The following is a 25,472-nucleotide window of genomic DNA, read 5'->3' on the forward strand; positions in this document are numbered from 1 at the left end:
GCGGAGGAGGCGTGAGCGACAACTGGCAGGCCGTCGCGATGGCCTTCGTGGCCATGTTCCTCGTCGGCGGGGTCGTCTCCTTTCTCAAGCAGGGGCTCAAGACGGGGGCGCTGCTGCTCGGCGTGCTCGCGGCCATGGCGACTACCGCGGCGGTGCTCTGGTGGTGAGGGTAACGGTTCTGGACTACGGGTCGGGCAACCTCCGCTCGGCGGAGCGGGCCCTGGCCAGGGTCGGCGCCGAGGTCACGGTGACCTCCGACTACACGGAGGCGATGGAGGCCGACGGCCTCGTCGTCCCGGGGGTCGGGGCGTTCGCCGCCTGCATGGAGGGGCTGCGCGCCGTACGCGGTGACCGGATCATCGACCGGCGCCTGTCGGCGGGGAGGCCGGTCCTCGGCATCTGCGTCGGCATGCAGATCCTCTTCGAGACGGGTGTCGAGCACGGCGTCACGACCTCCGGGTGCGGGGAGTGGCCGGGCACGGTCGAGCGGCTCGACGCGCCCGTCCTGCCGCACATGGGGTGGAACACGGTCAGGGCGCCCGGGGACAGCGTGCTGTTCGCCGGGTTCGATCCCGGCACGCGCTTCTACTTCGTCCACTCGTACGGTGTGCGGACCTGGCGGCTCCAGGCGGGCCCGGGGTTCACCGACCCCCTGGTCACCTGGTCCGAGCACGGCGTCCCGTTCGTCGCTGCGGTGGAGAACGGCCCGCTCACGGCCACCCAGTTCCACCCGGAGAAGTCGGGTGACGCCGGGGCCCAGCTGCTCGCCAACTGGCTCGCCACCGTCAAATGAGCCGCACCCATGTGAGCCGCCGGACGAGTCACCGGCACACGGGTCACCCCCAGGTGGGCCGTCGTCAGGTGAGCCGTCGTCGTGTGGGCTTCCGTCAGGTGGGTCACCGCGGTGTGAGCCCTCGGTGAGCAGGGAGCGGGCCAGGCGCAGGGCGGTGCGGGAGGCCGAGCAGGCCCGCCGGGCGGCCCTGCGCGCCGAGCGGGAGGCCAGGCTGGCCCGGCGGCGCGAGCGCGTCGGCCGGGTCGTCGCGCTCCTGCCCGGCAGGCCGGTCCGGATCGCCGTCCAGGGCGGGGTGGCGGCCCGCCGCCGCAGGGCGCAGAACGGCCTGGTGGCGGTCCTGTTTCTCATCGTTCAGGTGATCGGCTGGCTGCTGTGGTCCTCGTGGACCGCACGGTTCGGCCTGTTCGTGCTTTCGGTGCTTTTTGTACCGCTTTTTATCACCCTTGTCTTCGACCGGAGGTCTTGATCAGATGTCGCTAGAGTTGCTGCCCGCCGTGGACGTCGCCGACGGCCAGGCGGTCCGCCTGGTCCAGGGGGCGGCAGGCACCGAGACCTCCTACGGCGACCCCCTCTCCGCGGCGCTCGCCTGGCAGGAGGCCGGCGCCGAGTGGATCCACCTGGTCGACCTCGACGCCGCCTTCGGCCGGGGCTCCAACCGCGAGCTGCTCGCCTCCGTGGTGGACGCGCTCGACGTCAAGGTCGAGATGTCCGGAGGTATCCGCGACGACGCCTCCCTGGAGACGGCGCTGGCCACCGGCTGCCGCCGGGTCAACATCGGCACCGCGGCGCTGGAGAACCCCGCCTGGTGCTCCAAGATCATCACTGAGTACGGCGACAGGATCGCGATCGGCCTGGACGTCCGGGGCACCACCCTGGCCGCCCGGGGCTGGACCCGGGAGGGGGGCGACCTGTGGGAGGTGCTGGAGCGTCTTGAGGCCGACGGCTGCCCCCGCTACGTCGTCACCGACGTCACCAAGGACGGCACCCTGCGCGGCCCCAACCTCGACCTGCTGCGCGAGGTCTGCGCCCGTACGGCCAAGCCGGTGGTGGCCAGCGGAGGGGTCTCCTCCCTGGACGATCTGCGGGCCCTGGCGTCGCTGGTGCCGATCGGCGTCGAGGGGGCGATCGTGGGGAAGGCCCTCTACGCCCAGGCGTTCACCCTTGAGGACGCCCTGGCCGCGGTGAGCTCGTAGGACGCGTGACGCGGGAGGGGGACGTCACGTGAGAGGGAACGCGCCACCTCACCGCTCGGGCACCCGGGTGTTCAGCGGTGGCATCTGGGAGGAACGGTACCGTTATGCCCGTGCGGTGGTGGCCGGCCCGTGGGTGATCGTCTCGGGCTGCACCGCCACCGTCGACGGCGAGGTCCAGTACGTCGGCGACGCCTACCGGCAGTCGCTGACCGCCTTCGGCGTCGCGCTGGACGCCATCGAGACGGCGGGCCTGTCCCGTAGTGACGTGGTGCGGGTCCGTTACTTCGTGGTCGACGACCGGCACTACGACGAGGTAGGCCGCGCGCACGCCGAACTGTTCGGTGAGGTCCGCCCCGCCTGCACGGGAGTCCGGGTGGCGGGTCTGATCGATCCGCGCATGCTGGTCGAGGCCGAGGTCGAGGCGTACCGCGGATGAGGCGGCGGACGGGGTGGGACGCGGGGCCGTGTGCGCGGCCGGGAACGAGGAGTTGCAGATGACTGTCGCGGTACGAGTGATCCCCTGCCTGGACGTGGACGCCGGGCGGGTGGTCAAGGGCGTCAACTTCGAGAACCTCCGCGACGCCGGAGACCCGGTCGAGCTGGCCCGCCGCTATGACGCCGAGGGGGCCGACGAGCTGACGTTCCTCGACATCACGGCCTCCAGCTCCGACCGGTCCACGACGTACGACATGGTCCGCCGGACGGCCGAGCAGGTCTTCATCCCGCTCACCGTCGGCGGGGGGGTGCGCTCGGTCGAGGACGTGAACAGGTTGCTGCGCGCGGGAGCGGACAAGGTCGGCCTGAACACCGCGGCGATCGTCCGCCCCGAGCTGCTCACCGAGGTGTCGCGGCGGTACGGCGCGCAGTGCGTCGTGCTGTCGGTGGACGCCCGCCGGGTCGTCGACGGCCCGCCGACCCCGTCGGGCTTCGAGGTGACCACACACGGCGGCCGGCGGGGAACCGGCATCGACGCGGTCGAGTGGGCCCGGCGCGGAGAGGAGCTCGGCGCCGGGGAGATCCTGCTCAACTCCATGGATGGCGACGGCACCCGCCACGGCTACGACCTGGAGATGATCCGCGCGGTACGGCGGGTCGTGTCGATCCCCGTGATCGCCAGCGGCGGTGCCGGCGCCCTGGAGGACTTCCCGCCGGCCGTCGAGGCGGGAGCCGACGCGGTCCTGGCCGCGTCGGTGTTCCACTTCGGCCAGCTCAAGATCGGTGAGGTGAAGGAGACCCTCCGCCAGGCGGGCCACCCCGTCCGCTGACACCGTCGGCCATGGTGCGGCGAGGGGACCGGGATGTGCCGTCGTCGCCGAAGCGGGCCTTCAGAAGACCCGGAAGTGGTGGAAGAGCTCGTAGGCGGCGTCCTGCGTGGCGAAGGCGCGGGCCTCTGAGCGTTTGACGGCCAGGTAGGCGGGGCCGCGGAGCGGGCCGAGGGCGTCCATCAGGACGTCGTCGGCCTCCAGGGCGTCCAGGGCCTCGTCCAGGGAGCGCGGCAGGCGGGGAACGCTGCCCTTGGGCAGCGTGGCCGGATCGACGCCGACCGCCTCGCCGGGGTCGAGCCCCCGGCGGATGCCGTCCAGGCCGGCGTGGATGACGGCGCCGAGCGAGAGGTAGGGGTTGGCCGAGGAGTCGGAGGGCTTGATCTCCAGGTTGGCCGACGCCTCGGCGTCCCCGCCCAGGGGGGAGCAGATCCGTACCGCGGCCTCCCGGTTGTCCATGCCGTAGCAGGCGTAGGCGCTCGACCACATCCTGGGGGTCAGCCGCCGGAAGCTGTTCACCGAGCCGCAGGTCAGCGCGGTGAGCGCCGGGAGGTGCTCGATGAGACCGCCGATGAAGCGGTAGGCGAGGGGGGACAGACCGTAACGGTCGGAGGAGTCGCCGAACGCGTTGGTCCGGAGCTCGGGGTCCCAGAGGGACAGGTGCAGATGCGCGCCGTTGCCGGCCTGGTCGGCGATCGGCTTGGGGGCGAGGGAGGCCCACATGGACATGCGGAACGCGAGGCCGCGCACGGTCTCCCGGTAGATCACCTGGTTGTCGGCGGCGCGCATGGCGGGGGCGTGGCGGATGGAGAGCTCCTGCTGGCCGTGGCCGAGCTCGGGGTGGTAGTGCTCGACCCGGAGTCCCTGGGCCTGCAGGGCGCGGATCAGGCGCATCGTGTAGTCGTGGGCCTGGTCGAAGCCGGAGGTGGCGTAGCAGGGGCTGTCGTCGGCGGGGGCCAGCCTGTCCGGGCCCCCGCCGGGGTCCGGTGTCCGGTGGCCGAGGGTGAACTCGGGCTCGTAGGCGGCGACGGCGACATGGCCCTCCTGCGCCAGGGCGGCGACGGCCTCGCGCAGGAAGGCGCGCGGGCACGCGGCCCAGGGGGAGCCGTCGAGCTCGCGCAGATCCGACAGCATGGCCGCCGCGCCCGGGGCGTAGGGGAGGGCGACGAAGGTGGTGGGGTCGGGGACGAGCCGGACCTCGCCGACGGGGCCGAGCCGCTCGACCTCCTGGAGCTGGTCGAGCATGTTCATGGCCATCATCGCCACGGTGTGCCCGATGCCGGTGCCGAGTCGCTCCGCCAGCCGGGAGCGTGAGGCGGCCTTGCCGCGGATCACGCCGCCGTGGTCGGCGTACAGGAAGCGGATCAGCTCGATGCCCTCGGTCTCGACGCGTTCCAGAACGCGCCGCTCCGCCGGGTCGAGCGGATGAACCCCGGTGACGCTGTGACGGTCTGCCATGCTCTCTGCGTAACACGGCCCAGGGGATAGCGGAAGCACATCGCGCGATGACCTGGCACCACGGGGGACACGCCCCCGCGGAGAGCGGGGGCGGTGCCGAGGGAGACAGATCAAGGGCGGGACGGCCCCCACCGGAGGTCAGGTCAGCACGCGTGTGAAGAACAGAGCCAGCTGGTCTGCTCCCTTCACGATCCCGGCGAAGACACCGTTCACCGCACTCGCCGCCTCGGCGGGCTTGGTGAACAGATAAAAGGCCACGAACGCCACCGCTACGTAGGTGGCGACCTTCTTGACCTGCATGGGGGCCTCCTGCTGTTCCAGTCCCAGCCGTATATACCCGGATTTTAAGGATCTTTGGCATCTTCGGCCCGAGTGGCTCCCGGATTTTGATGATCATACCTGTCGTGCGGCGGTGATCCATGGCCGGATCGCCGGATCGGCATGGGGCACCCCCGCCATGGTGCGGTGGAGACGGGCCCGGTGTCCAATCTCGACTGCCAGATATACCGGTAGCGCTAGGGCGAGGTGGCCGGATCGCGCAGACCGGTGCCGATGTCTCGGTCCCGGGCGAACGGGTGATCGCCCGGACGGCCCGTGGGCGTCCGATCCCCGCCGGGCGCTCGCGGGCCGGCGGCGCCTCCGTGACGCCGGTGCCGCCGCCGCCGAGGTCCGCGGCACCAGCGAGTTCTTTCCCTTTCCGCAGAAGAAATCACTTTGAGTAACATCCTCGATTATTTGTAGGATAATAGGAGTTCGTATTGGTAGATGTCGTGAGGGTTGACTCTGGTATGTGGTCGGCTTAGTGTCTGACATTGGTCGCCGTATATATGTAAATCGACCAGTATGTACGGCGGGACATCTTTCTTTGCGGTCGCAGAGAGTTGAGGAGGTGTTCCATGCGGATCAAGCGTCGTGCCAAGGTGACCGCCCTTTCGGCTGTTCACCTGTGATGTGACGAATCGTCAGAAGGCCGGCACCCTCGGTGCCGGTCTTCCTCCTGTCTGACACTCCTCCGACGTCAAAGGAAATCGACGGTGTCTGTGAACCCTCTTCCGGTAAAGCCCTGGCTCAGAGCCTCCCTGCGGATCGGGGATAAGGGCGAGACCGAATTGCACACCTCCGGCGGAGTCCTGGAGGTCGAGGCTCCGGAGGGAATGAACAGGGACGATTTCCTCGGCCTGCTCAGGCTCCTCGACGGCAGCAGGACCGTCGAGGACCTGGAGCGCGAGACCGGTCTCGACGGCGAGACGGTGCGCGAGGTCGTCGGGCCCGCGGTGGTCTGGGGGCTGGTCGACGACGGCGCCGCCCCGGCCGCCTCCTCGGGACAGGCGGTCCTGTCACGCCTGGAGGACGTCCTCAACCGGCTCCTGGAGGATCTGGTCCTCGCCGGGCCGTTCTGGCGGCGGATCCTGGAGCATCCGGAGGATCTGCCGCACAACGTCTTCTTCGGCTTCGGGCTGGAGAACTGGTTCTTCCTGTTCCGGGAGAGCGAGTTCGACTCCGCCGTCCTCGCCCTCGCCGAGAGCGCCGACCTCAGGGTGATGCTCAACGACTTCTACCAGGAGGAGCACCGCCACGACGACATCGTGCTCCGGGCCTTCCAGCCCCTTGGCATCGCCCGCGACGATCTGCTGCGCGCCCGCCCGCTGCCGACCACGACCGCCCTGATCAAGATGCTGTCCTGGTGGGCGCGGACCGATCCGCTCTTCTTCGTGGCCACGATCGGCGTGCTGGAGGGCCGCCTCGACCCCGCGGGGGACGCCCTCGACGGCCCCGTCGCCTACGACTCCTTCCTGGCGGCCTGCGACAGGATCGGGCTGGAGCCCGGCTTCGTCGAGCCGATGCGCGCGCACGCCCGGGTCAACGCCGGCCACGGTCACGGCTCCGTCAGCCGGGCGCTGTTCGCCCGGGTGCCCGGTGTCGACCGGGAGACCGAGCGGCGCTGGCACGCCAAGGCGCACCTGTTCATGGAGGCGTACGCGTCCTTCTACAACGGGATCCTGGAGCACTACGGCGACCCCCGCCGTCCGCTGCTGCGCACCGCCGAGATCTGAGCGGGAGACACGTTGACCTCCTCCCCACGCCTGAAGGCGGGGGTCTCCACACTCAAGGAGTTTCGATGAGCGACTTCGCGGGCTTCCGGCGGCCCTCACTCCGTCCGGGCGTGCGGTCGGGCCCCACCGCGGACGGCGGCGTCGAGTTCACCTATCTGGACGGGCGCCGGTTCGTCGAGTTCGAGTTCGACGCCGACCGGGCCGAGCGGTTCCTGGACTTCGTCGGGAAGCTGGCCGAGGGAGGGCTGAGCGCCGCCGAACTGGGTGAGACGTTCCCCGGCAGTCCCCGGGAGTACGGCGAGATGCTCGCCGCGCTCGACGAGCAGGGCATGATCGCCGAAGCCGAGGCGCCGGCGGCGGGCGGGATGAGCGGGATCGGCGCCTACGCCTATCTGCGCCGGCACGCCGACCGGGTGCGCGCGGAGGTCCACAGCCCCCTGGTCCAGGCACTCGCCGACGGCACCGCGACCCGTGAGCAGCTCATCGGCTACGCGGTCGAGTACTGGCACGTCACCCACCTGTGCCCCCGCGCCCTCGCCCCGGTGCTGGCCCGCGACGACCTGGGGCCGCCGGTCTGGGAGGAGCTCATGCGCTTCTACATGACCGAGCGCAACCACGACCGCATGATGGAGAGGTCGCTGCTCGCGGCCGGCGTCCCCCGCGAGCGGCTGCTGCGGGCCCAGCCGCTGCCGGCCACCATGGCGATCATGGCCTCGCTGGGCGTGTACGCCTACAACTTCCCGCTGGCGCTGATCTCCACGCTTTTCCCGATGGAGGAGCCCGAGCCGGAGTTCCTGGAGCTGTTCCGTCTCCGCTGCGCCGAACTGGACCTGCCGGACGGCTTCGTCGGGCCGATCGCCGGCCACTCGGACGTGAACGAGGACGAGGCCCACGAGGCGGTCACCCTCGACCTGCTCGCCCGCCTTCCCTACCTGAGCACCGAGACGGTCCGCGAGTGCGGCAAGGCGGTGGCCGACGTGATCGAGCAGCGGGCCCGTCTCGACGCGGAGATCGTCTCGTGGTACGGCGCGGGCGGCGGCCTGCGCGACTTCGGCCACCACGACTATCCGACACAGGCAGGTCAGGCTCTCACGTGCGCCCCGCTGACATCCTTGGCATAGCCTCACTCGCCTCCATCTGGGGCACGAACTTCCTGCTGGTCGAGGAGGCGCTGGAGGGGGTCGACCCCGTCCAGATCGTGATCGTCCGGCTGGTGACGGGCGGGGCCGCCCTGCTGCTCCTGGCCCGTGCCCGCCGTACTCCGCTGCCCCGGGACGGCATGGTGTGGCTGAAACTGACCGGTATGGGGCTGCTCGGCCAGGCCGTTCCCTGGCTGCTGTTCGCCTGGGGGCAGCAGGAGGTCACCGGGGCGCTGGCCGGGGTCTACACCGGGCTGACCCCGCTGATGACCGTCCCGGTGGCGTGGCTGCTGCTGCGCGAGCGCCCCACTGTCGCTGAGATCGGCGCGGCCGTCGTCGGCTTCGCGGGGCTGGCCGTGGTCCTCGCCCCGTGGGGAGACCAGGCGCGGGCGCCGCTCGGCGGGCAGCTGCTCTGCCTGGCGGGCGCCCTGTGCTACGCGGTCGGCTACAGCTACGCCGGGCGCCTGATCCGGACGATCGCCGGCAGCAGGCTCTCCCTGGCCGCGGCCCAGGCCCTGGCCGCTTCGGCGATCATGATTCCGGTGGGCGGCGGCCGGCTTGTCCAGCCCGTCCACCCGACGTGGCCGATCGTGGTCTGCCTGGCGCTGCTGGGTGCGGGGACCGCGGTCGCCTTCCTGGTCAACTACTGGCTGATCGCCAGGGTGGGCCCGGTGCGGGCGTCGCTGGCGTTCTACCTGATCCCGGTGGTCGCGGTCGCGGCCGGAACGCTGGCCAGGCGGGAACGGCTCAGCCCGAACGAGGTGCTCGGCTCGCTGCTCATCCTCGCCGCGCTGGCGGCCCTGTACGCCTGGGAGCGCGTGCGGGACGGACGCCCCGCGCCCCGACCTCTGGAAGTGCGCTGACATGCGACTGTACGACGACTTCGGACTCTCGGTCGCCGTCGCCTCCGCGGAGGAGGCGCTCTCCCTCTCAGGAGATCTCTCCCGCGACCGGCGGGCGCTGCCGGGGGTCAACGTGCTGCGGGTGCCGGACCCACCGGCCGCGAGCTGGATCGACCTGGCCAGGGCCGGTTTTGTCCGCAAGCCCTCGTGGATCACCTGGACCGCGCCCGTGTGCGCGGGGGAGGGAGAGTGGCTGGCCCGGATGCCGAAACGGTCCCGCTACGACGTCCGCCGCGCCCGGGAGGCCGCGGCGGGCGAGCTGCGGCAGGTGGTGGAGCAGCCGCTCACCGCCGCCGCACTGGAGGAGTTCCTGGTCCTGTACGAGCGCATGGTGGCGAACATGCCCCACGGTGTGGGGTTCGCCGCCTCGCTGCGGGAGGGACTCCTCGCCGAGGAGCGCCACTACGCCGTCTACCTCTACGACGGGGACGGCATGGTGGGCGGCTGCCTCTGCCTGGAGAGCCCGCCGGCCGGCGCGGTGAGACTGCGCTTCTCCGCCGTGGACCCGGTGTGGCGCGACCGCAGCCTGGCCCGCGCGCTCTACGCCGAGTCCGTCGCGGTGGCCCGGCGCAAGGGCTACCGTCAGGTGACGCTGGGCAACGACCCCAACCTGTACGGGCACATACCGCAGCCGGGGCTGTTCACCTTCAAGGCGCGCCTGGGGTTCGTCCCCGTTCCCGCGGAGCCGTTCGGGATGAACCCGTGGCGGGACGAGGCGGACCTGCTGCTCTCCCTGGACGGGCTGAACGACCTCGTCCTGATGCTGGGCTACCTGGGGGACGCGGCGGGCTGGGACGAGTTCCCCGGTTACCGCCTGGAGGTGCGCAGCCGCCGTCCCGCCGACCCGGGCCGCTGCGACTTCCCCTTCGTCTTCGGGACCAGGCACCGCCTGATCCCCTGAACCGCCCCCCGGCCCCGGACGGGGCGGCTCAGACGCCCAGCGGCGCGTCCATCAGCCTGGCCACCGCCGCGTCGCGGCCGGTGACGTCGACCTCGGCGTGCCGCTGACGGCCGAAGCAGAACAGCAGCAGCTCGCCGGCCGGGCCGGCCACCTCGACCCTGGGCCCGCCCCTGGGGCCGCCGAGCGCGACGCCGTCACCGGCGCGGTGCAGCAGGACGCCCACCGGTGACCTGCGCAGCAGCAGGCGGCCACCGCCGCGGAGCCGCCTCCAGAAGATCTTCTCCAGGTCGGCGGGGAGCTCGCGCGGCTCCCAGCCCGGCTGTGCCCGCCGTACGTCCTCGTGGTGGACGAAGAACTCCATGGTGTTGACGGCCTCGTCCAGGCCGGGGATCAGGCCGTAGAGCCCGCGGGGGCCGGAGCGGACCAGCTCGACCAGGCCCGGGTAGCCGTACCTCGCCTTGAGCGACTCCTGGACCGAGGCGGTGTATCCGGCCAGCGGCTTGAGCGCGATGCCGCCGACGGCGTCGGGGCGGCCCTCGCGCAGCACGAGGTGGGCGGCGAGATCGAAGGTGGTCCAGCCCTCGCAGAGCGTGGGGGCGTCCGGCCCGAGCTGGGCGAACAGGTCGCCGAGGGCGGCGCGCTCGGCACGGGCGTGAGTCATCTGGTGATCCTAACAAGACCGTTGAGCACGCGATCGGGGCGGGAAGTGTTATTCCCCCGACGGGGGATCGGGGAATAAGCACGTGATCAGGCGTGATTGTGACCTAAGTAGCATTATTTCCTCCTGAAAGGACACCCCCCGAGTGGCGAGCAAGGTGACCTCCGCCGTCATGCGTCAAGGGCTCCGCGTACTCGGGGTGGCCATCAGGGCGGAGAAGGCGATCTTCGCCGCGGCGGTCCTGTCCAGCGCCGTCTACGGCGTCACGACCGTCGCGTCGGCGTGGGCCCTCGGCTGGGCGGCCGAGAACGTCGTGCTGCCCGCGTTCGCCCGGGGGGCCGTGGCCACCGGCACACTCGCGCTCGGCACGCTGCTGATCCTCGGCGTGTCGCTGCTCAAGGCGCTGGGCGTCGCCGGACGGCGATACTTCGCCGGGGTCATGCAGTACCGGATGCAGGCCCGCTCCCGCCGGGAGGTCACCCGGCAGTACCTCAGGCTTCCGCTGGCCTGGCACCACCGGCATCCCACCGGCCAGCTGCTCTCCAACGCCAGCGCCGACGCCGAGGCGGCCTGGGCCCCGCTGGCCCCGCTGCCGATGGCGGTCGGCGTGGTGGTCATGCTGATCACCGCCGCCGTCGCGATGGTGATCACCGATCCGTTCCTCGCCCTGATCGGCTTCCTGATCTTCCCGGCGATCGCGCTGCTCAACCTGGTCTACCAGCGCAGGCTCAGCCCTCTGGCCACCCGGGCCCAGCAGCTCCGCGCCGAGGTCAGCGAGATCGCGCACGAGAGCTTCGACGGCGCCCTCGTCGTCAAGACCCTCGGCCGTGAGGACGAGGAGACCGCCAGGTTCCGCGACCGGGCCCACGCGCTGCGCGACGCCAACGTCGCGGTCGGCCGGGTCCGCGGCCTGTTCGACCCGATGCTGGAGGCCCTGCCCACGCTGGGGGTGCTCGCCGTGCTGCTGGTTGGCGCGGTACGGCTGGAGAGCGGCGCGATCACCTCGGGCGTCCTCATCCAGGTCGCCTACCTGTTCACCCTGCTGGCCTTCCCGATCCGCGCGCTCGGCTGGGTCCTGGCCGAACTGCCCCGCTCCGTCGTCGGCTACGAGCGGGTGCGGGCCGTGCTCGGCGCGACCGGCTCCATGGAGTACGGCGCCGCCACGCTGCCGGGACCGGCCCCGGCCCGGCTGGAGGTCCGCGACCTCGACTACGCCTACGGCGACTCCCCGGTTCTGCACGGGGTGAACTTCGAGATCGAGCCCGGCCGTACCGTGGCGCTGGTCGGCCCCACCGGCTCGGGCAAGTCCACCCTCGTCCAGACCCTCGTCCGCCTGGTCGACCCCGCGCGGGGAGCGGTGCTCGTGGACGGGGTGGACCTGCGCGAGGTCGTCCGCGGCGGGGTCAGCGACGCGGTGGCGCTGGTCCCGCAGCAGACGTTCCTGTTCGACGACACCGCGCGCGGCAACGTCACCCTCGGCCGGGACGTCGGCGACGAGGAGGTCTGGGCGGCCCTGCGCCTGGCCCAGGCGGACGGCTTCGTCAGCGCGCTCCCCTCCGGGCTCGACACCAGGCTCGGCGAGCGTGGCACGACCCTGTCCGGCGGCCAGCGCCAGCGCCTGGCCCTGGCCCGCGCGCTGGTCCGCGATCCCCGGCTGCTCATCCTGGACGACGCCACCTCCAGCGTGGACCCGCAGGTCGAGGCGAAGATCCTGTACGGCCTGCGCGACGCGGGCCGGGCCTCGACCGTGGTCGTCGTCGCCTACCGGATGGCCACCATCTCCCTGGCCGACGAGGTCGTCTACCTCGAACACGGCAGGGTGGTCGACCGGGGCCCGCACGACGTGCTGATCGTCCGCTGCGAGGGGTACCGCAACCTGGTCACCGCCTACGAGCGCGAGGAGGCCGAGCGCGAGGCCATCGAGGCCGGCGCGCTCGTGGCCGACGAAGAGGAAGAGGTCAACGCGTGAGCTCCCTGCACCGGATCGAGAGGTCGGCGTCGGCCACCGTACGGCACGGGCTCTCGCTCACGCCCGAGTTCCGCAAGGGGCTGGCCGGGACGCTCGCCCTGGCCGTGCTGGCCACGGCGGGCAAGGTCATCGTGCCGATCGCCGTCCAGCAGACCATCGACAGGGGACTCAAGGGGGCGGCCCCGGACCTGCCCTACATCCGCACCGCCGTGCTGCTCTGCGCGGCGGCCGTGATCCTCACCGCGCTCTGCGCCTACCTGATGAACGTCCGCCTCTACAAGGCCACCGAGGCGTCCCTGGCCACGCTCCGGGTGCGCGGCTTCCGGCACGTGCACGATCTGTCGGTGCTCACCCAGAACTCCGAGCGGCGCGGCGCCCTGGTCTCCCGGGTCACCGGCGACGTCGACCAGATCAGCGTGTTCATGCAGTGGGGCGGGCTGATGGTCATCATCGCCCTGGGGCAGCTCCTCGTCGCCACCGTGCTGATGTTCGTCTACTCCTGGCAGCTCGCGCTGACGGTCTGGGTGTGCTTCCTGCCGCTCATGGTCCTGCTGCCGCGCTTTCAGCGGTGGCTGTCGGGCGCCTACACGCTGGTGCGCGAACGCGCCGGCGACATGCTCGCGGCCGTCAGCGAGTCGGTCGTGGGGGCCGCGGTGATCCGGGCGCACGGCTCGGAGGCCAGGACCGCCGAGCGGCTGGACGTGGCCATCGACGCCAACAAGGCCGCGCAGGCCCGTACGCAGCGGATCGTCGCCACGGTGTTCCCGCTGACCGAGATCGTCGCGGCGGTGGCGCTCGCCGGGGTGGTGCTCGTCGGCGTGCGGCTGGGGATCGCCGGTGAGATCACCGCCGGGCGCCTGATCGCCTTCCTGTTCCTGATCACGCTGTTCGTCTCGCCCATGCAGACCGCCACCGAGGTGCTCAACGAGGCGCAGAACGCCATCGCCGGCTGGCGGCGCATCCTCGGCGTGCTCGACACCCCGCCCGACGTCGCCGACCCCGGCGCGGCCGGGGTGGAGCTGCCGCGCGGCCCCATCTCCGTCTCCTTCGAGGATGTCGGCTTCTCCTACCCCGGCGGTGTTCCGGTGCTGACCGGGATCTCGGTGGACATCCCGCCGCGCTCGCGGATCGCGGTGGTGGGGGAGACCGGCTCAGGCAAGACCACCTTCGCCAAGCTGCTCACCCGGCTGATGGACCCGGTCACCGGGCGGGTCACCGTGGACGGTGCGGACCTGCGCGAGGTCCGCTTCTCCTCGCTGCGCGAGCGGATCGTCATGGTGCCCCAGGACGGCTTCCTGTTCGACGGCACCCTGGAGGACAACATCCGCTTCGGCCGCCCGGCGGCGACCGGGGAGGAGATCAGGCTGGCCCTGACCGAGCTGGGGCTCGCCGACTGGCTGGAGGGCCTGCCCGCGGGGCTCGCCACCCGGGTCGGCCAGCGCGGGGAGTCGCTGTCGGCGGGGGAGCGTCAGCTCGTCGCCCTGGTCCGAGCTTACCTCGCCGACCCCGACCTGCTCCTGCTCGACGAGGCCACCTCCGCGGTGGACCCGGCCACGGAGGTACGGCTGGCCCGCGCGCTGGAGGGCGTCACGCGGGGCCGGACCGCCATCTCCATCGCCCACCGGCTCTCCACCGCCGAGGCCGCCGAGGAGGTGCTGGTCTTCGACCGGGGCCGGATCGTGCAACGCGGCCCGCACGCCCGGCTCGTCGCCGAGCCCGGCGTCTACGCGGACCTGCACGCCTCCTGGGTCTCGGCCGCCCGTTCCTGAACGGGCTCCCCGGCGCCGGACGGGCTCCTGGAAACTCGACTGAAACCTACCGATTAATGATGATTAGTGGATTTTTGTCGTGATTGTATGGAAGAGAGCCCTGCCGGCCGGGCCCGTGACGATTAGCGCGCTCGCACGGAGGTAGAGGGCGGCAGTGAGCGAGAAGTCTCTGTCCTCGGGGGTGCGGGATTCATGACCGGTCTACTGGGTGAGGAACCCCCGCACGGGCAGCCGTATCCCGTGCTCGACGTGTGCTCCGCCGCGGCCCACAGCGATCTGCTCGACGAACTGCCGAACCTGCGGGTCCTGGACGATGACGACGACGACCCCGTCCTGGTGCGCCTGGACGGCACCCCGGTGGACACCTGGCGGGAGAGGTACCCCTACGGCGAGCGCATGGACCGGGCCGAGTACGACCGGAGCAAGCGGCTGCTCCAGATCGAGCTGCTCAAGCTCCAGTACTGGATCAAGGAAACCGGCGGCCGGCTGGTGGTCCTGTTCGAGGGGCGTGACGCGGCGGGCAAGGGGGGCACGATCAAGCGCTTCATGGAGCATCTCAACCCGCGCGGCGCCGGAGTGGTCGCGCTGGAGAAGCCGAGCGAGCGCGAGAGCACCCAGTGGTACTTCCAGCGTTACATCTCGCACCTGCCGGCCGCGGGGGAGATGGTCTTCTTCGACCGCTCCTGGTACAACCGCGCCGGGGTGGAGCGCGTGATGGGCTTCGCGACCCCCGAGGAGTACATGGAGTTCATGGAGCAGGCCCCCGCCTTCGAGCGCATGCTGGTCCGCGACGGCGTCCACCTGGTCAAGTTCTGGTTCTCGGTGTCGCGCTCCGAACAGCGCACCCGCTTCATCATCCGCCAGGTCGATCCGGTGCGGCAGTGGAAGCTGTCGTCCATGGACCTGGAGTCGCTGGACAAGTGGGACGACTACACCCAGGCCAAGGAGGACATGTTCCTGCACACCGACACCGAGGAGGCGCCGTGGACGGTGATCAGGAGCAATGACAAGAAGAGGGCCAGGGTCGAGGCCATGCGCCATCTCCTCAGCCTGTTCGACTACGACAACAAGGACCGCGAGACCGTCGGCGAGCCCGACCCCAGGATCGTCGTGCAGGCGGCCGACCTGCTCGACGACGACCGCACCCGCTGACCCGGCTCGCCCCCGCGCCTTCCCGCGCCCGCCCCCGCGCGCCTTCCACCCCGGCCGCCGGCCCCGTCCCGTCTCCCGCCCTCGCCTCGGCCCCCCGCCCGTCGGTCCCGCCCGCCGGTTCGGCCGGTTCGTCCCGCCCGCCCGCCGGGCCGGACGTCGTCCCTCCGCCCGGTTGCGGCACAATTACCGCATGTCCCTTGACCCCACCGTCGCGGCACGGTTGAAGCGCACCGGCGACGGGCTGGTGCCCGCCGTAGTCCAGCAGTACGACACCGGTGAGGTGCTGATGCTCGCCTGGATGGACGACGAGGCGCTGCGCCGTACGCTCACCACCGGCCGCGCCACCTACTGGTCACGCAGCCGCGGAGCCTACTGGGTGAAGGGCGACACCTCGGGCAACGTCCAGCACGTCAAGTCCGCAGCCCTCGACTGCGACGGCGACACGATCCTGCTCAAGGTCGACCAGGTGGGCGCGGCCTGCCACACAGGCGACCGGACCTGCTTCGACGCCGGCGAGCTGGCGGTGACCACGGAGTGACGGCCGGACGGGCGCTGTGGATCTGGGTGGCCGGATGCGCGGCGGGTGCCGCGCTCGTGCTGCTGGCCGCCGGGCGCGACTGGGTCACCGTGACGTACGGCACGCGCGCCGTACCCGTCTCCGCCGCGGAGCTGGCCCCCGTGCTGGCCCCCGCGGCCTGGGCCTGCCTCGCCGCGGTGGTCGCCGTGCTCGCGACCGGGGGCGTGTGGCGCAGGGTCGTCGGCGCCGTGCTGGCGTTCTGCGGGGCCGGGGTGATCGTGGGGGCGTGGACCGGCGGGCGCCCCGGCGCCGCCGCTGCCGCCGCGGCCGAGCACGCGCCGATGACCGCCAAGGCCACCGACGCCGTGCGGGTCGCCACCGCCCTGACCTGGCCGATGATCGCCGGAGCCGGAGGACTGCTCCTGCTCGCCGGGGGAGTGGTGGCCGCCGTCGCGGGCGGTCGCTGGCCGGGCATGTCCGACCGGTACGACCGCCCGGGGGCCGGGTCCGCCGGCACGGACCGCGCCGGCGGCCGGGCCGCCCCGACCGACCGGGAGCTGTGGGACGCGATCGACCTCGGCGCCGACCCGACGGCCGGGCCGGATGAGGAGAGCCCGGCCCCCGGGAACGACCGGGGCGACGGGCACCGCAGCGCGTGAGCGGGTCGCGCTGAGCCCGGCCCCCCGGGCGTGGGCGGCGCGGCGACCGGCGCCGATCGCCGGACCCCGGGGGGCCGCGGTCCCGCGACTCACGGTGCCCGTGGACCGGGCACGGTTCCCCGAGGCCGGGAGTCCCCGCGCCGGTCACAACTTGCCCACGGACCGGGCACGGTCTCTCGCGGTGGATCCGGTTTCGCTAGGATTCCGCCCGCGACTTTGTACAAAGGAGAGTTATCCATGAGCTATGGGAATCAGTCCGGTGGTTACGGGCCGCCGCCCGGTGGCGGCTACGGACCTCCGGGCGGATACGGGCCGCCGCCCGGTGGCGGTTACGACCCCTATGGCTACGGTGCGCAGCCACCCCGCGGCAACAACGGCATGGCCATCGCCGCGCTGATCATGGGTATCGCCGGGCTCTTCGTGTGCGGCATCACCTCGATTGTGGGCATCGTGCTCGGCCACGTCTCGCTGGGTCAGATCAAGCGCACCGGCGAGGAGGGGCGGGGCATGGCCATCGCCGGCCTGGTGCTGTCCTACTTCGGCGTCCTGTGCTGGCTGGTCGTGCTGGTGTTCTGGCTGGTCGCGGTCGGCATTTTCGCGGGTTCGTCCTCGTCACTGAGCGGGTAACGGGCATCCGGCCCCTTCTTGAGTATCGTGGCCGGTGACGGTCGTCGCTGGTGAAGGGGGGCGGACGGGCCGATGGTGATCGAACGGGCCACGAGGCCGGAGCGGACCCGGCGGCTGCGGGCCATGGCGGCGCCGCTCGCCGCGGCGCTGGCCGCCGGTGCCGCGGTCGTCTTCGTGGCCGTGGTGGACCCCAACGAGCCGGGGCACTACCCCACCTGCCCGTTTCTCGCGCTCACCGGCCTGTACTGCCCGGGGTGCGGTGGCCTGCGGGCGGTGCACGCGCTCGCCCACGGCGACCTCGGCGCGGCGCTCGGGTTCAACCCGCTCGTCGTGGTCATGGGTTTGGTGGCGGTGTTTCTGTGGGGGCGCTGGGCGCTGAGTTCCTGGCGGGGCCGGCCACCCGCCGGAAAAAGCATACATCCAGCCTATATATGGACACTTCTTGGCTTAATGATCGTTTTTTGGATAGTGCGAAATGTTCCTTTTGGGAAATTCTTGGCCCCATAGTCACCTATAGCCGTCACCCGGTGGCGGGGCAAGCTCGGCAAGGCCGATAGCATCGGCGAGACAAGGGCAATCGATCGGGAGGGGCCTTACTCGTGAGCGAGTGGAGCGAGCGGACCATGTGCACGGCGGTGTTCGCGAACGTGACCTCCGAGTTTCGCGAGGAGGGCAAGTGAGCGTGCTGGAGGAGATCCTCGAAGGGGTCCGCGCCGACCTGGCCGACCGGCAGCAGGCCGTGTCGCTGGCCGAGCTGAAGGAGCGCGCGGGCCGGGCGCCCACGCCCCGTGACGCCTACGCCGCGCTCGGCGGCGACCAGGTCGCGGTCATCGCCGAGGTGAAGCGTTCCAGCCCCTCGAAGGGCGCGCTGGCCGCGATCGCCGACCCCGCCGCGCTCGCCGGCGACTACGAGGCGGGCGGCGCCCACGTCATCAGCGTGCTCACCGAGCGGCGCCGCTTCGGCGGCAGCCTTGACGACCTGGCCGCCGTACGCGCCGTCGTCGACATCCCGGTGCTGCGCAAGGACTTCGTCGTCACCTCCTACCAGCTCTGGGAGGCCCGCGCCTACGGCGCCGACCTCGTGCTGCTGATCGTGGCCGCGCTGGACCAGAACGCGCTGGTCTCGCTCATCGAGCGGGCCGAGTCGATCGGGCTCACCCCGCTGGTCGAGGTGCACACCGCGGAGGAGCTCGACCGGGCGCTGGCCGCCGGAGCGAAGATCGTCGGCATCAACGCGCGGAACCTCAAGACCCTTGAGGTGGATCGCGACGTGTTCGCCAAGCTCGCCCCGAAGATCCCCGACGGCATCATCAAGATCGCCGAATCGGGTGTGCGCGGCCCCCACGACCTGCTCGCCTACGCCAGGGCCGGCGCCGACGCCGTCCTGGTCGGCGAGAGCCTGGTCACCGGCAAGGACCCGAGGGCCGCCGTGGTCGATCTGGTCACCGCCGGGGCCCACCCCGCATCCCGACCCGAGGGGCAGTAAGCAGTGACAGCGACAGACGGCATCCTCACCTCCGCGGACCTCGCGGGGAACGGTGTCCACGGCGACGACCCGGACATCCACGGCAAGTTCGGTGTCTTCGGCGGCCGTTACGTTCCCGAGGCGCTCATCCCGGCGCTGGACGAGGTGGCGGCCGAGTACGAAAAGGCCAGGAACGATCCCGCGTTCCTGAGCGAGTTCGACCACCTGCTGCGCACCTACGCCGGGCGGCCGACCACGCTCACCGAGGTGCCGCGCTTCGCCGGGCACGCGGGTGGCGCCCGGCTCGTGCTGAAGCGCGAGGACCTGACCCACACCGGCGCACACAAGATCAACAATGTGCTCGGCCAGGCGCTGCTGACCAGGCGGCTGGGCAAGACACGGGTGATCGCCGAGACCGGCGCGGGTCAGCACGGCGTCGCCACCGCGACCGCGGCGGCCCTGATGGGCCTGGAGTGCGTGATCTACATGGGGGCCGTCGACTGCGAGCGCCAGGCGCTCAACGTCGCCCGAATGAAGCTGCTCGGCGCCACCGTCGTCCCGGTCACCAACGGCAGCCGGACCCTCAAGGACGCCATCAACGAGGCGTTCCGCGACTGGGTCGCCAACGTCGACCACACCCACTACCTGTTCGGCACCATCGCCGGCCCGCACCCGTTCCCGGAGATCGTCCGCGACTTCGCCCGCATCATCGGCGTCGAGGCCCGCCGCCAGATGCTGGAGCTCACCGGCGCCCTGCCCGACGCGATCGCCGCCGCGGTCGGCGGAGGGTCCAACGCGATCGGCATCTTCCACGCCTTCATCGGCGACGAGGGCGTCCAGCTCCACGGCTACGAGGCCGGAGGCCGGGGCCCGGAGGCCGGCGAGCACGCCCTCACCCTGACCCAGGGCTCCATCGGTGTCCTGCACGGCTCGCGCACCTACGTCCTGCAGGACGCCGAAGGGCAGACGATCGACTCCCACTCGATCTCCGCCGGCCTCGACTACCCCGGCGTCGGCCCCGAGCACGCCTGGCTCAAGGACATCGGCCGCGCGTCCTACCACGGCATCACCGACGCCGAGGCGATGGACGCCTTCGCGCTGCTCGCCCGCACCGAGGGCATCATCCCGGCGATCGAGTCCTCGCACGCGCTCGCCGGAGCCCTCAAGCTGGGCCGGGAGCTGGGCCCCGAGGCGACCATCCTGGTCAACCTCTCGGGCCGGGGCGACAAGGACATGGGCACCGCCATGAAGTACTTCAACCTCTGACGACCGACTTGCTTCCCCTCCGGCCCCCGGAGGGGACGGAGGCCACGAACCGCAACGGGACCAAACGATGACGACTCTTCAGACGGTGTTCGCCAAGGCGAAGGCGGATGATCGCGCCGCCCTCATCGGATACCTCCCCGCAGGCTTTCCCACCAAGGACGGCGCCGTCGCGGCCGCCACCGCCATGGTGGAGGCGGGCTGCGACGTGATCGAGATCGGCCTGCCGTACTCCGATCCGCTCATGGACGGCCCGACGATCCAGGACGCCGTGCACCGGTCGCTGACCAACGGCACCCGCATCGCCGACGTGCTGCGCACGGTCGAGGGGGTGGCCAGGACGGGAGCCGCCACGCTGGTCATGACCTACTGGAACCCGATCGACCGCTACGGCACCGACCGGTTCGCCCGTGACCTGGCGAACGCGGGCGGGGTGGGCACCATCACCCCCGACCTGACCCCGGAGGAGTCCGGTCCCTGGCGCGCGGCCAGCGCGGAGGCCGGCATCGACACCGTCTTCCTGGTCGCGCCGAGCTCGCCGGAGACGCGCATCAAGGCCGTCGCCGCCTGCTGCACCGGATTCGTCTACGCCGCCTCGCTGATGGGCGTCACCGGCGCCCGCGATTCGGTCGGTGAGGCCGCACAGGGCCTGGTCGAGCGGACCCGTCCGCACACCGGGCTGCCCGTCTGCGTCGGGCTGGGCGTCGGCACCGGCAGGCAGGCGGCCGAGGTGGCGCGCTACGCCGACGGTGTCATCGTGGGGTCGGCGTTCATCCGCCGTCTCCTGGACGCCCCCGACGAGGCCTCAGGGCTGGCCTCGGTCCGCGAGCTGGGCGCCGAGCTGGCGGCGGGCGTCCGAGGCTGACCCATCCGGCGTGCCCGCGCCCTCCGGCGCGCCCGCCGTCCGGAGTCGCGGCCTGGAGTCGCCGTCCGGAGTGCGGCCGTCCCACCGGACGGCCGCACTCCGCGTTTCCGCCCGGCGCCGCCCGGTGTCTCTCCGGCTCCCCGCGTCTCCCCTCGTCTCCCCATCTCCCCTCCGTGTCCACCCGTCTCCTCGCGCCCCGCGCGGGCGCTCTCCGGGCAGTGGCACGCCTCAAGAGCCCCCGTTCCGCGCGGAGCCGTGACGCGCGGCGGTGGCAACCGGTGCCGTCGCCGCCTCAGGCGTACTCTGGAGTAGGGTTATCGCTTTTCGACCACATGTGAGACTCCATCTCGTCCACCCCGAAGCCCCCCGTCCATCTGAAAACGCCGCACGGGCCGTGCTTCGGTTACGATTTCCACTTCACACCGGCTCAGGCTGCCGATCCCGCAGGTAGGAGGCCATGGACAGAGACGGGCCAGTGGCTGGACGTGGAGGGCGCACGCCGACGACGGCGGGGGCGGCGCGGTGGCGGTCCCACCGGGACCCCTCGGACGGGCGGAATGCCCTAATTCAAGGTTTTTTGCATAAATATTTACCTACCGGACCAGCCCGCTTCCCGAGCGGCTTCCGAGATCGCCGGCCCCGGGGTTTTTATCCCGCCGATTGACTTATTCGATGCTTATCCAGCACGTGATGAGGTTCCCCCAGGGAACGCGTGTATCCGTTGAGGCCGGCCATGACGGAGGCCCGGAATGGGAGACGATGATGCTCGTGACTTCTGACAAGCAGGCCCCCCAGCGGTCACGCATGCCGAGTTCGGCGCTACCCTGGGTGACGACCGTCTCGCGGCTGGTGCTGGCGGGCGTGCTGATTGTCGCAGGTTGGGGCAAGATCGGCACCCCGGTGCTGTCCGTTCAGTCGGTCAAGGCATACAAGTTACTTCCAGACTCGCTCGCCACGGTGGTCGGCTACGGCCTGCCCATCCTGGAGATCGTCATAGGGGTGTTGCTGGTTGTCGGGCTGCTGACCCGGGTCGCGGGCATCATCTCCGCGCTGCTCATGCTGGCGTTCGTCATCGGCATCGCCTCGGTGTGGGCGCGCGGACTGCGGATCGACTGCGGCTGCTTCGGCGGCGGCGGCCAGCTCAAGCCCGGGGTGGAGCCCGACTATCTCGTCGACATCCTGCGGGACTTCGGTCTCTTCACGCTCGGCGTGGTCATCGCCTGGTTCGCGCCGGGAAGGCTCGCGCTGGACTCCGCACTCGGGCTGGCCCCGGAGCGGGAACCGTACGACGACATCGAGGGCGAGGACAGGGAACTCCGGGAAGAACTTCAGGAAAAGGAGAAGCACTGATGGGCAAGGCCGCGCGGGATCAGTCGGCGCGTGATCGGATCAAGGCACAGCGCGAGGAGCAGCGGAGAAAGGAGCGGCTCAAGCGCGTCGCGACGATCACGACCGTGGCGGTCCTCGCGCTCGGTGCGGTCGGGGCCGGCTGGTGGTACGCCGCCAACGGCAGCAAGCCGGAGGAGACCACCCAGGCGCTCGCGCCGATCACGGTGGCCGCCGACGGCTCGGTGGTGATGTCCGTGGCGGGGGTCGAGAAACCGGTGCTGGACGTCTACGAGGACTTCCAGTGCCCGGCCTGCAAGGCGCTGGAGGAGACCAGCGGAGCCACGATCAAGAACCTGGCGGCCGAGGGCAAGGTCAAGGTGGTCTACCACCCGATCACGATCTTCGCCCAGGAGATCAGCGGTGGCGTCACCCGGGGCAACTCCGTCCGTGCCGGGGCCGCGGCCCGCTGCGTGCCCGGGGGCGCGCCGTGGAGCAAGTTCCACGACCGGCTGTTCAAGGAGCAGCCCTCGGAGACCGCCGAGGGTTTCAAGCCGGCGGACATGGTCGCCTGGGGCAAGGAGGCGGGGGTGACCGACCCCGGCTTCGCCACGTGCGTGACCGGCCAGCTGAAGGCGCCCGATCACATCGCCTTCAGCGCCAAGATCCTGCAGGAGGCCAAGCTCGGCGGCACTCCGACGCTGAAACTCAACGGCACCGAGATGGGCAACGACGTGGCGTTCAAGCCGGCCGACCTCCGCAAGGCGATTCTTGATGCCGCCAAGTAGGCCGTGACACGGTAACGTCACCTGACATGCCCCTCGCCTCGATTCCCAGCCCCTCCCAAGGGGTCTGGTATCTCTTCGATGTGGTGCCCATCCGGGCCTACGCACTGTGCATCGTGCTCGGTGTCGTCGTCGCCGTCGTCATCGGTGAGCGTCGCTGGCGCGCCCGTGGCGGCGCGCCGGGCACGATCGTGGACCTCGCCGTCTGGGCCGTGCCGTTCGGGCTGGTCGGCGGGCGTCTCTATCACGTCCTCACCGACTGGCAGCTCTACTTCGGGCCGGAGGCGCCTCACCGGCCGATCGAGGCGCTGTACATCTGGAACGGGGGCCTGGGCATCTGGGGGGCCGTCGCGCTCGGCGCCCTGGGAGTGTGGTTCGGCTGCCGGGGCCGGGGGATCTCCCTGTCCGCGGTGGCCGACACCGTGGCCCCCGGAATCGCGGCGGCCCAGGCCATCGGCCGCTGGGGCAACTACTTCAACCAGGAGTTGTTCGGCAGTCCCACCAGCCTGCCGTGGGGCCTGGAGATCGACCCCGACCGCCCGGGGACGGTGCCGGGCGAGGCCACCTACCACCCGACGTTCCTGTACGAGTCGATCTGGGACCTGGGCCTGGCCTTCTTCCTGATCTGGGCGGGCCGCAGGTTCGCGCTCCGGCACGGCCGGGTGTTCGCGCTCTACGTCGCGGGTTACACCGTGGGCCGGTTCTGGATCGAGGGACTGCGGGTGGACAGCGCCCACCACATCCTCGGCCTCCGGCTCAACCAGTGGACCTCGATCATCCTGTTCCTCGCCGCGCTCGCCTACTTCTGGTACGCCAGGAACAAGACCACCGAGGAGTCGGTCGGCACGACGCCCGAGGCCGTCCTCGACGGCGGAGACGCGGCCGCGGCCGATCCGGTGGAGCGGACGGGCGAGGCCGGTCGGCCGGAGGAGACCGGAGCCCTCGGAGACGCCGGAGACCTCGGAGAGGCCGAGAACGAGGCCGCCCCGGAAGACGAGACGGTACCGGCCGCCTCCGCGCGCGGCCTGGCCGACACCGGGCGGGCCGACCCCGCGCACTCCGCGGACCTGGCCGACGAGGCCGAGACGGGAACGGAGCGGGACGGGAACGACGACCCCCGGGCGGGGGACGCGCCGCCCGACGTTTCCGGCAGGGAGAAAGAGAAACGTTGAGCGGCGGCGAGAGCGCGGCGCGCGCCGAGGTGCACCACGCCCACCGTGACGTCAACGGCGGATGGCTGCGGCCCTCGGTGTTCGGCGCGATGGACGGGCTCGTCTCCAACTTCGCCCTGATCGCCGGTGTCGCGGGAGGTTCGGCCGGCACCGGGGTCATCGTGCTGGCCGGGGTGGCGGGGCTCGCCGCGGGCGCGTTCTCCATGGCCGGAGGCGAGTACGTCTCGGTGGCCAGTCAGCGGGAGCTCGCCATCGCCGAGATCGACGTCGAGCGGCGCGAGCTCGAACGCCACCCCGAGGCGGAGCAGGCGGAGCTGGCCCAGCTGTACGTGGCGCGTGGCGTCGACCCCGCCGTGGCGGCCGAGGTCGCCAGGCAGATCTCCCTGAACCCGGAGAAGGCGCTGGAGGTGCACGCCCGAGCCGAGCTCGGGGTCGGCCCGGACGACCTTCCCTCGCCCAGAACCGCCGCGGTCTCCTCGTTCCTGTCCTTCAGCGTGGGCGCGTTCCTGCCGCTCCTGCCGTATCTCCTGGGGGTCACCAGCCTGGTGAGCTCGGCGGTGCTCTCCTGCCTGGCGCTGTTCGGGGCCGGCGCGCTGGTCTCCCGGATCACCGCGCGCGGCTGGTGGTACAGCGGGCTGCGCCAGCTCACCGTGGGCGTGGGCGCGGCGGGGCTGACCTTCGGTCTGGGGTATCTGCTGGGAGGCGCCGGGCTGTGACGACCACCCCTCCGCGCAAGCGCCGCCGCACCTCGGCCAGGACACAGAACTGGAGCATCCCCGGGCTGGAGGAGCGGGGTCTCAGCCGGCTTCAGCAGCGGCTGCTGGTGGCCGTCGCGTCCGTGGTGGGCGTGCTGGCCGCCGCGGTCGCCCTCACCTTCGCCATCACCACGCTCGGCAACGACTTCGTGCCCGAGCGGGCCACCGCCGCGGCCGTCTCCACCCAGCCCAGGCCCGACCTCTACAGGGGCTGGGGCTCGCCGAAGCTGTTCGCGCCGATCGCGCGGAGCGACGCCGATCCCGCCCCGCTGACGCTCAAGGACGTCTTCGCCGACAAGACCCTCAAGGAGGGCAGGATCACGCTGAGGCTGGCCGACACCCGGCTGGACGCCGACTGCTCGGCGGCGGTCTGGGGCCGGGAGCTGGTGGACCGGCTCGTTCAGGCCGGCTGCACCCAGGTCGCCCGGGGCGCCTACCGCAGCGCCGACGGCCGCTACATCGCCCAGTACACCCTGCTCAACCTGCGCGACACCGCCTCCGCCGCCGCGCTGGTCGAGTCGCTGACCAGCGGGCACCGGGGAGGCTGGGTCCGGGCTCCTGAGCCGGGCAGGGTGGTCTTCCCCGTCGGCGGTCACACCGAGGGCAGCGGCCACGCCATGGGCCACTACGCGGGCCTGGTCTGGATCGGCCGCGCCGACGGCGCCGACCCCGGTGCCAAGGACGACTTCGTCTCCCTGTCGCTGGCGGTCCGCGGCGCCGAGAAGGCCGTGTTCCGCCGGGTCGTCGCGGCCGCCCCCAGCGCCGCCCCGGCCCGCTGACCCCGCGCG

Annotated in this window: 28 protein-coding genes; 25 read left to right on the plus strand and 3 right to left on the minus strand. The window is 71.6% G+C overall.

Annotated features, from left to right (window positions below; genetic code table 11):
- Positions 1–11 precede the first annotated feature (11 nt).
- From ACWEF2_RS09600 to hisF, 6 genes are all read left to right on the plus strand, one after another.
- Positions 12–167, plus strand: a complete 156-nt coding sequence (locus ACWEF2_RS09600) for a hypothetical protein (RefSeq protein WP_453813562.1) — start codon at positions 12–14, stop codon at positions 165–167.
- Complete coding sequence (gene hisH, locus ACWEF2_RS09605; protein WP_453813802.1) at positions 158–793, plus strand: imidazole glycerol phosphate synthase subunit HisH; 636 nt, start codon at positions 158–160, stop codon at positions 791–793. The genes ACWEF2_RS09600 and hisH overlap by 10 nt, the downstream gene beginning before the upstream one ends.
- Before the next feature lie 124 nt (positions 794–917).
- Positions 918–1,259, plus strand: a complete 342-nt coding sequence (locus ACWEF2_RS09610) for a hypothetical protein (protein ID WP_453813563.1) — start codon at positions 918–920, stop codon at positions 1,257–1,259.
- Between the two features lie 4 nt (positions 1,260–1,263).
- A complete protein-coding gene (gene priA / locus ACWEF2_RS09615) occupies positions 1,264–1,986 on the plus strand; it encodes a bifunctional 1-(5-phosphoribosyl)-5-((5-phosphoribosylamino)methylideneamino)imidazole-4-carboxamide isomerase/phosphoribosylanthranilate isomerase PriA (protein WP_453813565.1) in 723 nt (240 codons plus the stop codon).
- 28 nt (positions 1,987–2,014) lie between these two features.
- Entirely contained in the window at positions 2,015–2,422 is a 408-nt protein-coding gene (locus ACWEF2_RS09620) for a RidA family protein (RefSeq protein WP_453813567.1), read from the plus strand.
- A gap of 58 nt (positions 2,423–2,480) precedes the next feature.
- Positions 2,481–3,251, plus strand: a complete 771-nt coding sequence (gene hisF / locus ACWEF2_RS09625) for an imidazole glycerol phosphate synthase subunit HisF (protein ID WP_453813569.1) — start codon at positions 2,481–2,483, stop codon at positions 3,249–3,251.
- Positions 3,252–3,311: 60 nt separating this feature from the next.
- Here hisF and ACWEF2_RS09630 read toward each other — a convergent pair whose 3' ends face one another.
- Both ACWEF2_RS09630 and ACWEF2_RS09635 read right to left on the minus strand, forming a co-directional pair.
- Positions 3,312–4,706, minus strand: coding sequence for a glutamine synthetase family protein (locus tag ACWEF2_RS09630; RefSeq protein ID WP_453813571.1), 1,395 nt, complete (start codon positions 4,704–4,706; stop codon positions 3,312–3,314).
- A 138-nt stretch (positions 4,707–4,844) separates the two neighbouring features.
- Positions 4,845–5,006: a hypothetical protein gene (locus ACWEF2_RS09635; protein ID WP_355590239.1), complete on the minus strand. Its 162-nt coding sequence runs from the start codon at positions 5,004–5,006 to the stop codon at positions 4,845–4,847.
- A 734-nt stretch (positions 5,007–5,740) separates the two neighbouring features.
- On the opposite strand from ACWEF2_RS09635, the gene ACWEF2_RS09640 reads away from it, so the two are divergent.
- From ACWEF2_RS09640 to ACWEF2_RS09655, 4 genes are all read left to right on the plus strand, one after another.
- On the plus strand, positions 5,741–6,760 hold the full coding sequence (locus ACWEF2_RS09640; RefSeq protein ID WP_453813573.1) for a thiaminase II/PqqC family protein: 1,020 nt from the start codon (positions 5,741–5,743) through the stop codon (positions 6,758–6,760).
- 65 nt (positions 6,761–6,825) lie between these two features.
- Positions 6,826–7,881 carry a thiaminase II/PqqC family protein gene (locus ACWEF2_RS09645; protein ID WP_453813575.1) on the plus strand — a complete coding sequence of 352 codons (1,056 nt, stop codon included), beginning with the start codon at positions 6,826–6,828 and terminating at the stop codon, positions 7,879–7,881.
- Positions 7,854–8,762 carry a DMT family transporter gene (locus ACWEF2_RS09650; protein WP_453813577.1) on the plus strand — a complete coding sequence of 303 codons (909 nt, stop codon included), beginning with the start codon at positions 7,854–7,856 and terminating at the stop codon, positions 8,760–8,762. Before ACWEF2_RS09645 ends, ACWEF2_RS09650 begins: the two co-directional genes overlap by 28 nt.
- A gap of 1 nt (position 8,763) precedes the next feature.
- On the plus strand, positions 8,764–9,702 hold the full coding sequence (locus tag ACWEF2_RS09655; RefSeq protein ID WP_453813579.1) for a GNAT family N-acetyltransferase: 939 nt from the start codon (positions 8,764–8,766) through the stop codon (positions 9,700–9,702).
- A gap of 28 nt (positions 9,703–9,730) precedes the next feature.
- On the opposite strand, the gene ACWEF2_RS09660 is transcribed toward ACWEF2_RS09655, so the two are convergent.
- Entirely contained in the window at positions 9,731–10,363 is a 633-nt protein-coding gene (locus ACWEF2_RS09660) for a TIGR03085 family metal-binding protein (RefSeq protein WP_453813581.1), read from the minus strand.
- 169 nt (positions 10,364–10,532) lie between these two features.
- On the opposite strand from ACWEF2_RS09660, the gene ACWEF2_RS09665 reads away from it, so the two are divergent.
- The 15 genes from ACWEF2_RS09665 (at position 10,533) to ACWEF2_RS09735 (ending at position 25,463) form a co-directional block, all read left to right on the plus strand.
- Positions 10,533–12,329, plus strand: a complete 1,797-nt coding sequence (locus ACWEF2_RS09665) for an ABC transporter ATP-binding protein (protein ID WP_453813804.1) — start codon at positions 10,533–10,535, stop codon at positions 12,327–12,329.
- The gene (locus ACWEF2_RS09670; protein WP_453813583.1) at positions 12,326–14,098 is read left to right on the plus strand and encodes an ABC transporter ATP-binding protein; all 1,773 of its coding nucleotides are present in this window, start codon (positions 12,326–12,328) and stop codon (positions 14,096–14,098) included. The genes ACWEF2_RS09665 and ACWEF2_RS09670 overlap by 4 nt, the downstream gene beginning before the upstream one ends.
- Positions 14,099–14,290: 192 nt before the next feature.
- Positions 14,291–15,250 carry a polyphosphate kinase 2 gene (gene ppk2 / locus ACWEF2_RS09675; RefSeq protein ID WP_453813585.1) on the plus strand — a complete coding sequence of 320 codons (960 nt, stop codon included), beginning with the start codon at positions 14,291–14,293 and terminating at the stop codon, positions 15,248–15,250.
- A gap of 190 nt (positions 15,251–15,440) precedes the next feature.
- On the plus strand, positions 15,441–15,788 hold the full coding sequence (gene hisI / locus ACWEF2_RS09680; RefSeq protein ID WP_453813587.1) for a phosphoribosyl-AMP cyclohydrolase: 348 nt from the start codon (positions 15,441–15,443) through the stop codon (positions 15,786–15,788).
- A complete protein-coding gene (locus ACWEF2_RS09685; RefSeq protein ID WP_453813589.1) occupies positions 15,785–16,426 on the plus strand; it encodes a Trp biosynthesis-associated membrane protein in 642 nt (213 codons plus the stop codon). Before hisI ends, ACWEF2_RS09685 begins: the two co-directional genes overlap by 4 nt.
- 237 nt (positions 16,427–16,663) lie before the next feature.
- A complete protein-coding gene (locus ACWEF2_RS09690) occupies positions 16,664–17,053 on the plus strand; it encodes a DUF4190 domain-containing protein (RefSeq protein WP_355590266.1) in 390 nt (129 codons plus the stop codon).
- A 72-nt stretch (positions 17,054–17,125) separates the two neighbouring features.
- Positions 17,126–17,560, plus strand: coding sequence for a DUF2752 domain-containing protein (locus ACWEF2_RS09695; protein ID WP_453813592.1), 435 nt, complete (start codon positions 17,126–17,128; stop codon positions 17,558–17,560).
- A 169-nt stretch (positions 17,561–17,729) separates the two neighbouring features.
- Entirely contained in the window at positions 17,730–18,539 is an 810-nt protein-coding gene (trpC, locus tag ACWEF2_RS09700; RefSeq protein WP_453813593.1) for an indole-3-glycerol phosphate synthase TrpC, read from the plus strand.
- Between the two features lie 21 nt (positions 18,540–18,560).
- Positions 18,561–19,784, plus strand: coding sequence for a tryptophan synthase subunit beta (gene trpB, locus ACWEF2_RS09705; RefSeq protein ID WP_453813806.1), 1,224 nt, complete (start codon positions 18,561–18,563; stop codon positions 19,782–19,784).
- A gap of 67 nt (positions 19,785–19,851) precedes the next feature.
- Complete coding sequence (gene trpA / locus ACWEF2_RS09710; RefSeq protein ID WP_355590276.1) at positions 19,852–20,646, plus strand: tryptophan synthase subunit alpha; 795 nt, start codon at positions 19,852–19,854, stop codon at positions 20,644–20,646.
- Positions 20,647–21,408: 762 nt separating this feature from the next.
- Entirely contained in the window at positions 21,409–21,996 is a 588-nt protein-coding gene (locus ACWEF2_RS09715) for a DoxX family protein (RefSeq protein ID WP_453813595.1), read from the plus strand.
- Complete coding sequence (locus ACWEF2_RS09720) at positions 21,996–22,760, plus strand: thioredoxin domain-containing protein (RefSeq protein ID WP_453813597.1); 765 nt, start codon at positions 21,996–21,998, stop codon at positions 22,758–22,760. Before ACWEF2_RS09715 ends, ACWEF2_RS09720 begins: the two co-directional genes overlap by 1 nt.
- A 26-nt stretch (positions 22,761–22,786) precedes the next feature.
- Entirely contained in the window at positions 22,787–23,929 is a 1,143-nt protein-coding gene (gene lgt, locus ACWEF2_RS09725) for a prolipoprotein diacylglyceryl transferase (RefSeq protein ID WP_453813599.1), read from the plus strand.
- Entirely contained in the window at positions 23,926–24,645 is a 720-nt protein-coding gene (locus ACWEF2_RS09730) for a VIT1/CCC1 transporter family protein (RefSeq protein ID WP_453813601.1), read from the plus strand. Before lgt ends, ACWEF2_RS09730 begins: the two co-directional genes overlap by 4 nt.
- On the plus strand, positions 24,642–25,463 hold the full coding sequence (locus ACWEF2_RS09735; protein ID WP_453813603.1) for a hypothetical protein: 822 nt from the start codon (positions 24,642–24,644) through the stop codon (positions 25,461–25,463). The genes ACWEF2_RS09730 and ACWEF2_RS09735 overlap by 4 nt, the downstream gene beginning before the upstream one ends.
- Positions 25,464–25,472: the final 9 nt, after the last annotated feature.

The sequence above is a fragment of the Streptosporangium sp. NPDC004631 genome, from assembly GCF_053601935.1.

Excerpts from the sequence above, each read along its gene's own strand:
- priA (WP_453813565.1), top strand. The coding sequence starts at position 1,264 with ATGTCGCTAGAGTTGCTGCCCGCCGTGGACGTCGCCGACGGCCAGGCG.
- hisF (WP_453813569.1), top strand. The coding sequence starts at position 2,481 with ATGACTGTCGCGGTACGAGTGATCCCCTGCCTGGACGTGGACGCCGGG.
- ACWEF2_RS09630 (WP_453813571.1), bottom strand. The coding sequence starts at position 4,706 with ATGGCAGACCGTCACAGCGTCACCGGGGTTCATCCGCTCGACCCGGCG.
- ACWEF2_RS09635 (WP_355590239.1), bottom strand. The coding sequence starts at position 5,006 with ATGCAGGTCAAGAAGGTCGCCACCTACGTAGCGGTGGCGTTCGTGGCC.
- ACWEF2_RS09645 (WP_453813575.1), top strand. The coding sequence starts at position 6,826 with ATGAGCGACTTCGCGGGCTTCCGGCGGCCCTCACTCCGTCCGGGCGTG.
- ACWEF2_RS09655 (WP_453813579.1), top strand. The coding sequence starts at position 8,764 with ATGCGACTGTACGACGACTTCGGACTCTCGGTCGCCGTCGCCTCCGCG.
- ACWEF2_RS09660 (WP_453813581.1), bottom strand. The coding sequence starts at position 10,363 with ATGACTCACGCCCGTGCCGAGCGCGCCGCCCTCGGCGACCTGTTCGCC.
- ACWEF2_RS09665 (WP_453813804.1), top strand. The coding sequence starts at position 10,533 with ATGCGTCAAGGGCTCCGCGTACTCGGGGTGGCCATCAGGGCGGAGAAG.
- ppk2 (WP_453813585.1), top strand. The coding sequence starts at position 14,291 with ATGACCGGTCTACTGGGTGAGGAACCCCCGCACGGGCAGCCGTATCCC.
- hisI (WP_453813587.1), top strand. The coding sequence starts at position 15,441 with ATGTCCCTTGACCCCACCGTCGCGGCACGGTTGAAGCGCACCGGCGAC.
- ACWEF2_RS09690 (WP_355590266.1), top strand. The coding sequence starts at position 16,664 with ATGAGCTATGGGAATCAGTCCGGTGGTTACGGGCCGCCGCCCGGTGGC.
- ACWEF2_RS09695 (WP_453813592.1), top strand. The coding sequence starts at position 17,126 with ATGGTGATCGAACGGGCCACGAGGCCGGAGCGGACCCGGCGGCTGCGG.
- trpA (WP_355590276.1), top strand. The coding sequence starts at position 19,852 with ATGACGACTCTTCAGACGGTGTTCGCCAAGGCGAAGGCGGATGATCGC.
- ACWEF2_RS09715 (WP_453813595.1), top strand. The coding sequence starts at position 21,409 with ATGCTCGTGACTTCTGACAAGCAGGCCCCCCAGCGGTCACGCATGCCG.
- ACWEF2_RS09720 (WP_453813597.1), top strand. The coding sequence starts at position 21,996 with ATGGGCAAGGCCGCGCGGGATCAGTCGGCGCGTGATCGGATCAAGGCA.
- lgt (WP_453813599.1), top strand. The coding sequence starts at position 22,787 with ATGCCCCTCGCCTCGATTCCCAGCCCCTCCCAAGGGGTCTGGTATCTC.